The following is a 10,712-nucleotide window of genomic DNA, read 5'->3' as shown; positions in this document are numbered from 1 at the left end:
TCAATATAACAATGAAACGTTCTCATCTTTGGGTTTTAAATCCTTGTTTGCTTGCAATGCTTTCTACCTCTGCGTGGGCGGAAGAACAAAAGGAAGAAAATATCGTTGTCTCCGCCAGCCGCGCGCACCGCAGCGTGGCGGAGATGGCGCAGACCACCTGGGTCATTGAGCGGGCTGAAATTGAGCAGCAGGTTCAGGGCGGGAAAGAGATTAAAGAAGTGCTGGCGCAGCTGATCCCGGGCATGGACGTCAGCAGCCAGGGACGTACCAACTACGGCATGAACCTGCGCGGCCGCTCCATGATGGTGATGGTGGACGGCGTGCGCCTGAACTCGTCCCGCAGCGACAGCCGCCAGCTCGACTCTATCGATCCGTTCAACATTGACCGTATCGAAGTCATCTCCGGTGCCACCTCACTCTACGGCGGCGGCAGCACCGGTGGCCTGGTGAACATCGTCACCAAAAAAGGCCAGCCGGAAACCGAAGTTGAGTTCCAGACCGGGACAAAGAGCGGATTTAACAGCCACAACGACCACGATGAGAACGTGTCGGCAGCGGTCAGCGGCGGCAACGACAACGCTTCCGGTCGTCTGTCGGTGTCGTATCAGCGCTACGGCGGCTGGTATGACGGCAACGGCGACGAGGTAATCATTGATAACACCCAGACCGGCCTCCAGTATTCCGACCGTATTGATGTGATGGGCACAGGCACCATCAACATTGACGATCACCAGCAGCTGCAACTGACGACGCAGTACTACAAGAGCGAGTCCGACGGCAAGCATGGGCTGTATCTCGGGAAGAACTTCTCGGCGGTAACGGGGGATGCGACCGCCTACAACAAAGGTAACCTCGATTCTGACCGCGTGCCGGGTACCGAGCGCCATCTGATCAACCTGCAGTACTCCAATACCGACTTCTGGGGCCAGGATCTGGTCGCGCAGATTTACTATCGCGACGAGAGCCTGACCTACTATCCGTTCCCGACCCTGACCAAAGGCGTGGTGAGCAGCATCGGCGCGTCGCAGCAGAAAACAGATTTCTACGGCGGCAAGCTGACGCTAAACAGCAAGCCGGTGGACGATTTAACGCTGACCTGGGGTATGGATGCCGACCACGAAACCTTCGACGCCAACCAGCAGTTCTTTAACCTGAGCAAAGCTGCAGCGAGCGGCGGCATGGAGCTGGATAACGCCTACAACGTGGGCCGCTACCCGGGCTACAGCATCACCAACCTCGCCCCGTTCCTGCAGGCCAGCTACGATATTGACGCCATCACCCTGAGCGGCGGCGTGCGCTACCAGTACACCGAGAACAAGGTGGACGACTTTGTCGGTTACACCCAGCAGCAGGCCATCGCCTCCGGGAAAGCGACCTCCGCCGACGCGGTGCCGGGCGGGAAAACCGATTACAACAACTTCCTGTTTAACGCCGGGATCCTCGGTCGCCTGACCGAACAGCAGCAGGTATGGTTTAACTTCTCCCAGGGCTTCGAAATTCCGGACCTGGCGAAGTACTACGGCTCCGGGACCTATCAGCTCAGCAACGGTCACTATCGCCTGCTGAACAGCGTCAACGTGAACGACTCGAAGCTGGACGGTATCAAGGTCAACGCTTATGAGCTGGGCTGGCGCTACACCGGGGATAACCTGCGCACGCAGGTTGCGGCGTATTACTCGCTCTCGGATAAAACCATCACCATCAACAAGACGGACATGACCATCAACCTGGAAGACGACAAGCGTCGTATCTACGGGGTGGAAGGTCAGGTGGACTATTTCTTCACCGACAGCGACTGGAGCACCGGCGCGAACTTTAACGCCATTAAGTCTGAAACCCGCGAAAACGGGAAATGGGAGAAGCTGACGGTCGACAGCGCCAGCCCGTCGAAAGCCAGCGCGTGGGTCAACTGGGCGCCGGGCGACTGGACCCTGCGCGTGCAGAGCACGCAGACCTTTGACGTGTCAGACTCCGACGGCAAGAAGATCGATGGCTATAACACGGTCGACTTCCTGGGCAGCTACGCCCTGCCGGTGGGTAAAGTCAGCTTCAGCGTGGAAAACCTGCTGGACAAAGACTACACCACCGCCTGGGGCCAGCGCGCACCGGGGCTGTATAGCCCAACCTACGGTGCACCGGGTCTGTATACCTACAAAGGCCGCGGACGTACCTTTGGTCTGAACTACTCCGTTCTGTTCTGATCCTGTGCGCCGCCTGCGGGCGGCGCATTTTGTTGTGTAATTTCAACGCGAATTTGCCATAAAATCAGCGATTTGCTGAAATTGTCGGCAAACGAACGGAAAGTGCGTTTTCACCCTTTGACAAGGCGTACCGAGGTCGCTACTATGCGCCTCGTTCACACGATTCCTCTGTAGTTCAGTCGGTAGAACGGCGGACTGTTAATCCGTATGTCACTGGTTCGAGTCCAGTCAGAGGAGCCAAATTTGAAAAGCCTGCTTTTAAAGCAGGCTTTTTGCTTTTCATTATTCCCACGCTAGCTCAAGATAGCTTCTCGTCAGGCAGACCCTTCATTTGCAGCACCATAAGAATGCGTTCCAGTTGTTTGAACGCTAATTCCTCTCAGTAAAACTGGAAAACATATTAGCCGCTGTTACTCATATTGTATTTCCATACAAAGATGCCCCCTTTGGTAGGGTTAAAATATCTGCCTCTGTGTTATTCTCTAACCATTATTTTCAGGGAGATACTCAGGTTAAGGCTCTTTTAGCATGATGCAAAACTCGTCTAAAGATATCCTTTCAGCGTGGCATGATTATGTGAAATTCAGTGGCGCAGAAAAGAGTAAAATACCGGCCAGCAAGGTGCATGAGCACCAACAACTCATGCTCGGTATAAATAACTGTGAAGAAAACCAGAGCGGGGTAATACTCCGTGTTACGCCTGAAATGCGCAACCACTGGTGCCAGCGTTTCGTCGAATATGACGAAAAGGGTAGAATTACCCATATTGAGCCTGTTAACCTGCTTTTTCCGGTACTGCGCTGTATCGAAAACGAGCGAGGTAAGGCCAATGTAAAATACCTTCCGCTGTTCTCTTTCCCCCTCCCCAAATCATTTTTTGAACAGAACGAAAACACCCTGCTAGTTCCCGTCAAAGATGGACAACTTGTTAGCGCATTCCCCTTCGCTTTTAGCGAAATGTTTGGTATTCAGCTGGATGAGCTCGGTGAAAACCGTCATATGATGAGTATCGTTAGCGCGCTCACGGGATGTAAATATGACACGTTCCTTGAGGCGTTTAAGGCTCTTCAGAAATGGGTCACTCAGCAATCAAACAGTAAATATCAGGGGCTGGAAACTGCGTTTAATGCTCTGGTGGCTCCGCTGCATAATGAGGATTACAACCTCAAGCGTGATGCGGAAGATTTCACCTGGCTGTGTAATAACGCAGTTGGTGATTTCCCGTTACTGGAGCAGTATCTCAGCTATATCCATAGTGACGAGAAGGCCCCACATATTCACGAAGTGGTGACTGGCGGTTTGTTTGAAACACAATATCCTCTGGGCCATGGGCAGATGGCGGCAATACAGGCGATTAATCAGGATGAGCGCCTGGTTGCTGTACAAGGTGCGCCTGGTACGGGTAAAACCACGCTATTCAAGTCACTCATCGCACAACAACTGGTTGCCAGAGCACTGGCGATTGCTGATGGGAAGGACCAGAATTTCGGCATGCTGGTCACGTCCACGGCAATAAAAGCGGTGGAGAATATCATTGACGATCTGCGCAGTGACCCTGCAACTGAGGATCTAGACTGGTTATGGTTTCATAGCGGCTCGAACGAACAGGTTCAGCATGAGCTTACCCGGCTTGAGAAACTGATTGGTCGTTGGCGACAGGAAAGCTATGACCAACAGCAGCAGCACGATTTTTTAGCGGTTTTACTCAAGCATCGTGACGAGATGAACGCTTGTTACCGGGCGTATCTGAATGAAAAGGCAGTAGCGATACAATCTGTTGTGGATTGTGGTCTGGACACCCAACTAGCAAAAGAGCTACCAGCTCGTTTCATGGAAAAAATTCCCTCGCTCGCCGCTCATGCACAGGTACTCGGAATTGATGTTTCGCTTCATCACCCCGACGACCTGGATACCTTAGCCTGTCAGTTAGAACAGCGCCTGCAGGAAATTAGGGAGATAAAAACGCAGCGTCTACAGGCCAGCAGAATTTACCAGACGTTGCAGGCGACATGGCCGCAGCAGCATAGTCTGGAGCAGATACTTAGCTGGATGGATTCACCGCTACGCCCAGCCCTGGAGCTGCATTACCGCGACTACCCGCGTAAAGGGATAAAGCGTTATCTGGCTCGTTTTTTCGAGAGGAAATATCCAGCAAGGTTGCAACAGATGAGCCTGGCTGCACCGGAGGACTTTCTCAAATTCAGTCTTTCTTCCCTTCCCCATCGTCAGCTGGCTGCTCTGGCTGATGCTGGGGAAATGCTTTCACAGCAGGTAGATAGCCTGGCGCTACTGGCGCTGCTCCTGCATGCGGAACCCGAAGCTCAACAGGAAGTTGACCTGCTGACTCTTAATACTGAAGTAGAAGAATTGCAGGCACAATGGCGTCAGGTCATCCGGGCGCAACAGCTAACGGTACAGTATCAACAGCGTTATCCGGAAGGTAACTGGTGCGACATTTTGCGTAAACGCTTTATCAGGCAACACCGGGAAATGTTCGAAGCCGCTATCGGTTATCTCTGGCAGGAACAACTGAAACGGAAAATTGAGCTTGAAGAGGTGCTTACTCACTGGCGGGCCCTGATGAGTAAGCGTCGCAGTGCGGGCTACTATCGCTGGCTGGATAAGCTAGATGATTTCTATCGCGCACTGTCTCTTGTATATCCAGTAATGGCGACCACGCTGGTTTCCGCGTGGAAGGTTGCTGGTTATCGTAAGCTCGATGAACTCAAGGGGCATAAACCATGGCACCTGGCACTGTGCGACGAAGCGGGCATGATTTCGCTTGAATCCCTCGTGCCCCTATTGAGTCGCAGTGAGAAAGCGATGATTGTTGGCGATCCTCTGCAAATTGAACCCATTAGAAACCTGTCAGAAAACATGCAAACACAGTTGCGTGAGCGTCATTTCGCCAGCAACAATACGTTGTATGAGCGTGTTTCACCTGCAAGCGTCACGGGCTGGCACCGTGCTGCTGGTACGCTTTCCGGCAAGGTAGACGATACGGGTAATGGCATCATTCTCGATGAGCATCGCCGGTGCCAGCAACCTATTGCCGACCTTTTCATCCGACTGGCGAACTACCATGGCGTCAGCGTGAAAACTGCCCCCCCTTCCAGCCGTATTGCCAGCGCGTTTGAGAAATCAGGCGGGCATCATTTGATGTTCTACAGCGTAGAAGGCCAGAAAGGCGATATGGTTAACACTAATCTGGATGAAGTTGATGCTATCGAGCTATTGCTGGATAAGCTGGAAGAAGCTGGTTACGATCTGACTGCCGATGTTGGTATCGTCACTCCCTATAGCAATCAGAAGTCATTGTTGATTAAACGTCTTGCGCAACGAATGAATCACTGGCAGAAAAACTGCATTGGTACAGTGCATCAGTTTCAGGGCGTAGGCTTTGAGGTCATCATTTATAGTCCGGTTATTTTTCATCCTCTTGATAATCCGAATTTTCAAAACGACGCACCAAACATGCTGAATGTCGTGGTTTCACGCGCAAAGCAGCAATTTATCGTCGTAGGTAACCATCATCGATTGCGGCAAGCAGGTGGATACCTGAAAGTCCTTGCCGATAGCGTTGCCGAAAGCTTCCTGCTTGAACAGGGTAGCCAGCATCCGAATTTTGCCAGTCTAAGCCAGACTCCCCGTCTACAGCGTTATTATCGCGACTGCGAACATATTGCCGCATTTAGCGCTCTGGCCAGCCAGTGTGAACAGGAGCTGGTTATCATCGCTCCATGGATCCGTCGAGGAGGTAAGAATTATCAGAGGCCGGAGCTGGCGCAGTTGGTAGCCACGCAGCGGCGTGGTGTCAGGGTTAAAGTTTATTACGGCTACTATCACCAGTGCGTGGATCGTGCGGAAGATAATGATGAGACTCTGGTTGCCGAGTACCGCGAACAACTAGGAAAAGAGAATATTATCCGGTTGACGGAAGGGACACATGAAAAGGTAATGATGATCGATGGCCGCTACATTGTTCTCGGGAGTTGGAACTGGCTATCTCATGGTTATCACCATAGCTGCGAGCGCAGTAAACAGTTCACTAATGCGATTCGTCATGAGATCAGTGCAGAGCTGGATGATGCATCGCTGGTGAGGGAGCTTAGGGAGAGGTTGCGGCTGGAATAACAGACTCATTGAATGCTCCCAGTCTGATGAGACAAATTTGAAAAGCCTGCTTTTGAAGCAGGCTTTTTTATTTTTCTCCTCCACATCAAAAGAATTACGAAGTCATGATGAGGTCCCCCGTTCATGGCTTCATAACGATACGACCAAGCGGTTTCGCTGTCTCAGCGTATTCATGGGCCGCGGCGGCGTTAGCCAGGGGGAAGACACGGTCAATGACAACCTTGATGTGCCCTGCAGCCACAGCCTGCAACATGTCGTCCACGCTTGTCCGAACGCCAGGCCTTTCAAAAAGTGGCCCCATAAATACCCCCATGAGGGTCTGGTTAGACTGCATTGGCGGCCACAGGTCGACAGTCAGGCTGCCACCGCCCGCATTACCGACGAAGACGAGACGTCCTTCCGGAGCGAGTGCAGAAAGCGAAGCAGGCAACGTCGTCCCTACCGGATCGATGACGAGGTTAACACCGACACCATGGGTGAACTGTCGGACACTGTCCACAACGTTATTCTTTGCACGATCCACGACGTGATCGGCGCCAAGTTCCAGCAGCCGGTTTATTCGCTGCGTTCCGCTTGCCACGGCGATGACCGTCGCGCCTGCTTGTGAGGCAAGCTGAACGGCCGCGAGCCCCACGCCCCCCGCCGCTGCCTGAATCAGGACGGTTTCTCCATGCCGGAGCATCCCTCGTGTGAAAAGGCAATGATGCGCGGTTCCAAAAGAGATCGGTACCACCGCCGCGTCTGCTGCATCCACCCCATCCGGTATAAGCCAGGTACGTTCCGCCGGCACAGCCCAACGTTCCGCATGCGATCCCTGCATGCTAAAAGCAGCCACTCTGTCTCCAACCTTACGGCTACGGACTTTCGATCCGACAGCAACCACTGTGCCCGCGGCCGCGTAGCCGACGACCCATGAAGGGCCAGGCGGCGGAGTTGAGCGGCGGTTGATCAAATCTCCCCCTTCAATCGAGATAGCCTCGACAGAAATCAGGACATCGTCAGGCCCTGCGACCGGATCCGGGACATCGATATATCGCAGGACGCCGGGAGCGCCTTCCACGTCATAAACCGCTGCTTTCATCAATTTACCTCTGTCTTATCATGACTCGTGGGCAGCCGGGCAATCACCTTAATCTCAAACTGGAATCCGTACAGCCACGTCACGCCGATCCCCGTCAACGTAGGGTAAGGCGCTTCCCCCCAATATTCTGGCAGGATACTCCAGATAGCGTCGAGGTTTGACTCGGGATCGACGACAAAGAGGGTCACGTCAACCACGTCACTGAACGTGCAGCCCGCAGCCGTGAGCACAGCATTAAGGTTATCGAATGCCAGCCGGACCTGCGCGTTGAGATCCTCTTCAGGCGAACCATCCTCCCGGCTACCCACCTGCCCCGAAACAAACAGGAAGCCGTTAGATTTAATGGCGGGTGAATACCGATTGCGCTCATAAAGCGCCTGGCGTCCGAAGGGAAAAACGGCTTCGCGTGTTGTCATGTCTGTACCTTTGCAATGGGGCGAAATCTGCCCGGTGAATATAAAGACACTTTACAGGTGCTGGATCGGGCGGATAAACAAGCGACTTTGTCCATCATTGTTTGTAATATCCAAACAATCGGTGAAAAGAGAGGACAAGGGATGGATCGTTTCGATGCGATGCGCGCCTTTGCTCGCGTGGTGGAAGCAGGCAGTTTCACAAAGGCTGCCCAAACGCTTCATATGAGCAAAACCACGGTGACGCAGCTTATTCAGCAGCTGGAAGCGCGCCTGCGCGTCAGGCTGCTCCATCGCACCACCCGCAGGCTCGGTGTGACTCCTGATGGCGCGGTCTACTACGAGCGCGTAATCCGTCTGCTGGCGGACATGGAGGATGCTGAAAACAGCCTCTCCAGTGCGACGATGACCCCCAGGGGACGCCTGCGGATAGATGTGCCCACTCCGCTCGCTCGCCTGTTGCTGGTGCCCGCGCTACCGGCTTTTCATGCACACTACCCTGATATCCAGTTCGACATGGGCGTGAGTGACCGGGTGGTGGATCTGATCGGCGACAATGTGGATTGCGTCCTGCGCGGTGGCGAAATCAATGACCAGTCCCTGATCGCACGCCATGTCGGCGATTTGCAAATCGGTGTTTACGTCGCACCGAGTTATGTGGAACGCCTCGGCGCCCCTGCGCACCCGCGAGAGCTGGAAAACACGGACCATCGCATAGTGGGATTCTTGTCCTCACGCACCGGTAAGATTGATCCTCTGGTACTGCACGGTGAGAATGAACATATTGAAATCACGGGCAACTATGTACTTGCCGTGGATGATGGCAATGCTTACCTCGAAGCTGGATTAGCCGGGTTAGGCGTGATTGCGCTACCCGCCTATATGGCGGCAGCACATCAGGCCTGTGGCTCCTTGATTCCGCTATTTGAACAATGGCGTATTAAGCCAATGCCCCTGTACCTGGCGTTTCCGCCGAACCGCCATGTCAACGCCAGACAGCGCGTTTTTATTGATTGGATCGTTGAATTGATGCAGCAGCATGTCCCCACTTCCACCATTAAGTAACAACATCTCTTCGCTCATCACTACCGATTGACGGTTATTCTGGAGGTTTTGAAGCCTGCTTTTCGCTTTTCTGCCCTACAGCACAAACTCATAGTGCGAGCCATCTGGCAGCTCAACATCAAGCCGCAGCTTTCCGCCCGCAGCCTCAACGTAACGCTTGAGTGAAGAGAGTTTCAAATCGCGCCCGGGCTTTTCCATTACCGCAACGGTAGGCTGCCTGATACCCAGAGCCTGTGCCATCTCTACTTGCGTTTTTTGTACTTTCTCACGTAACTCAGCCAGATGAATATTGAGCAAAATATCCGTTGCTATCGCCTGAGCGCTGGCGACAACTTCAGGCTTTTCATCCGCTATAAGCTGCTCAAGGGTTCTTCCCATCGCGCTATTCCCTCTCTTTTAATGTATTCAGCCAGTGAGTGAATTCCCGATCAGCAACGAGAAGCATCTCATCGTAGAATCGCCTTTCATTACCGACCTTATTGCCAGCACAAAGCATGATGCCAGTACGGTTTGGGTCAAAGGCGAAAAACGCCCGCAATGGATCACCCTTACTTTGAATACGTAGTTCTTTCATGTTGCTGTGACGAGAGCCTTTAAGCGTATCAGCGTAGGGTCTCGATAAACCCGGCCCCTTCTCTCGCAAAACAAGCAGTGCTGCAAGTACGCTGGCGCGATCCGTATCGTCAAGCGAAGTGAACCAGCGATCAAACCTGTCCGTCATGTTAATTGCCCACACAAGGCCTCCCATCAAATATAGATCAAAGACTATATACATGCAAAGCTATAGCAATGATTATGCAGAGATGGAAAAGAAGATTCTTGTGGGTTACGGGAATACTGAATGCGTATAGGAGTAATTCTATGTATCTCTTATCTGAATTCATTTTGTTACGAGCAGCATCGAAAAAAACTCAGGATTCGGTCAACTGCCGCCAGGCCGCCACTTCCTCCTCCAGCCATGCCTTAAAGAGTGTCACCTCCGGCTTCGCCTCCGTTGACTGCGCCGTTACCAACCAGTAAGACCAGGGATATGGTGCGGTGATGGAGGTTAGCTGGACCAGTTCACCTCGGGTGATGGCATCCTGAACCAGAGAGCGGCGCTCCAGCGCGATACCTTTCCCGAGCCGAACGGCTTCGATAATGATATTGGAGTCGTTAATGCATAAACCGTCAGGCACGATCTCTTTCTCAAGACCCGCATTCATGCACCACGTTTTCCACGACTCCATAGAGAAAATAATATGACTCTTTGCAATCTCAGCCAGCGTAGCGGGCAGCACACCGTCGTTATAGCCCGGTGCGGCCACCACAATGAGTTCGTCGGAAAAAAGGTAATGGCTTTCACTCCCTTCCCAGTTCCCCTGCCCCATCCGTATCGCGATGTCTATCCCTTCCTGCTGCAGGCTGGTGACCGTCAGGCTGGCCTGGATTCGCAGGGTAATAAGCGGATATTTCGCCCGAAAACGAGCCAGACGCGGTAATAACCAGTGGCATCCAAATGACGGCACCATCGCCAGCGTCAGCTCCTGCTTTCTCGGCTTCACCTGTACGAGTCGGGTAGCATCCGCGATGTGGTTCAACGCCTCGCGTACCTGTAAGGCATAGAGCCGCCCTTCTTCGTTGATCTGCACTCCTCGCCCCTGACGGATAAACAGCTTTACGCCCACCATCTCCTCCAGCACTTTGATCTGCTGACTGATAGCGGAATGGGTAACGTGGAGTTCTTTCGCCGCCAGCGTCACGCTGCCAAGACGGGCGACGGCTTCAAAGCTTCGCAAACTGGCAATGGGTGGAAAATCCGACATGAAAGCACTTCCT

General features: G+C 53.1%; 8 protein-coding genes and 1 tRNA gene. 4 read left to right on the top strand and 5 right to left on the bottom strand.

The window, feature by feature from the left end; translation table 11 throughout:
• The first annotated feature begins 11 nt into the window (after positions 1 to 11).
• From ACDO57_RS02575 to ACDO57_RS02565, 3 genes are all read left to right on the top strand, one after another.
• Positions 12 to 2,201: a TonB-dependent siderophore receptor gene (locus ACDO57_RS02575; RefSeq protein ID WP_370883490.1), complete on the top strand. Its 2,190-nt coding sequence runs from the start codon at positions 12 to 14 to the stop codon at positions 2,199 to 2,201.
• 164 nt (positions 2,202 to 2,365) lie between these two features.
• Positions 2,366 to 2,441: transfer RNA gene (locus tag ACDO57_RS02570), tRNA-Asn, on the top strand.
• Positions 2,442 to 2,729: 288 nt separating this feature from the next.
• A complete protein-coding gene (locus ACDO57_RS02565) occupies positions 2,730 to 6,335 on the top strand; it encodes an AAA domain-containing protein (protein WP_370883489.1) in 3,606 nt (1,201 codons plus the stop codon).
• A 121-nt stretch (positions 6,336 to 6,456) separates the two neighbouring features.
• Here the strand turns inward: ACDO57_RS02565 and ACDO57_RS02560 are convergent, their stop codons facing one another.
• On the bottom strand, positions 6,457 to 7,416 hold the full coding sequence (locus ACDO57_RS02560) for a zinc-binding alcohol dehydrogenase family protein (RefSeq protein ID WP_370883488.1): 960 nt from the start codon (positions 7,414 to 7,416) through the stop codon (positions 6,457 to 6,459).
• Positions 7,416 to 7,832 carry a RidA family protein gene (locus ACDO57_RS02555; protein WP_267215041.1) on the bottom strand — a complete coding sequence of 139 codons (417 nt, stop codon included), beginning with the start codon at positions 7,830 to 7,832 and terminating at the stop codon, positions 7,416 to 7,418. Before ACDO57_RS02555 ends, ACDO57_RS02560 begins: the two co-directional genes overlap by 1 nt.
• A gap of 141 nt (positions 7,833 to 7,973) precedes the next feature.
• Between ACDO57_RS02555 and ACDO57_RS02550 the strand changes: the two genes are divergently transcribed.
• Positions 7,974 to 8,894 carry a LysR substrate-binding domain-containing protein gene (locus ACDO57_RS02550; protein ID WP_370884106.1) on the top strand — a complete coding sequence of 307 codons (921 nt, stop codon included), beginning with the start codon at positions 7,974 to 7,976 and terminating at the stop codon, positions 8,892 to 8,894.
• 75 nt (positions 8,895 to 8,969) lie between these two features.
• Here the strand turns inward: ACDO57_RS02550 and ACDO57_RS02545 are convergent, their stop codons facing one another.
• The 3 genes from ACDO57_RS02545 to ACDO57_RS02535 all read right to left on the bottom strand — a co-directional run bounded on the left by ACDO57_RS02545 (position 8,970) and on the right by ACDO57_RS02535 (position 10,699).
• Complete coding sequence (locus tag ACDO57_RS02545; protein WP_029741460.1) at positions 8,970 to 9,272, bottom strand: XRE family transcriptional regulator; 303 nt, start codon at positions 9,270 to 9,272, stop codon at positions 8,970 to 8,972.
• A 4-nt stretch (positions 9,273 to 9,276) separates the two neighbouring features.
• Positions 9,277 to 9,630 (bottom strand): type II toxin-antitoxin system RelE/ParE family toxin, encoded by a 354-nt coding sequence (locus ACDO57_RS02540; protein WP_229226102.1) that lies wholly within the window; start codon positions 9,628 to 9,630, stop codon positions 9,277 to 9,279.
• 175 nt (positions 9,631 to 9,805) lie between these two features.
• The gene (locus ACDO57_RS02535) at positions 9,806 to 10,699 is read right to left on the bottom strand and encodes a LysR substrate-binding domain-containing protein (protein ID WP_370883487.1); all 894 of its coding nucleotides are present in this window, start codon (positions 10,697 to 10,699) and stop codon (positions 9,806 to 9,808) included.
• Positions 10,700 to 10,712: the final 13 nt, after the last annotated feature.

Source organism: Enterobacter cloacae complex sp. 2015409, assembly GCF_041365315.1.
Taxonomy (GTDB): Bacteria; Pseudomonadota; Gammaproteobacteria; order Enterobacterales; family Enterobacteriaceae; genus Enterobacter; species Enterobacter pseudoroggenkampii.
This window is presented reverse-complemented; position numbering and strand designations above follow the sequence as displayed.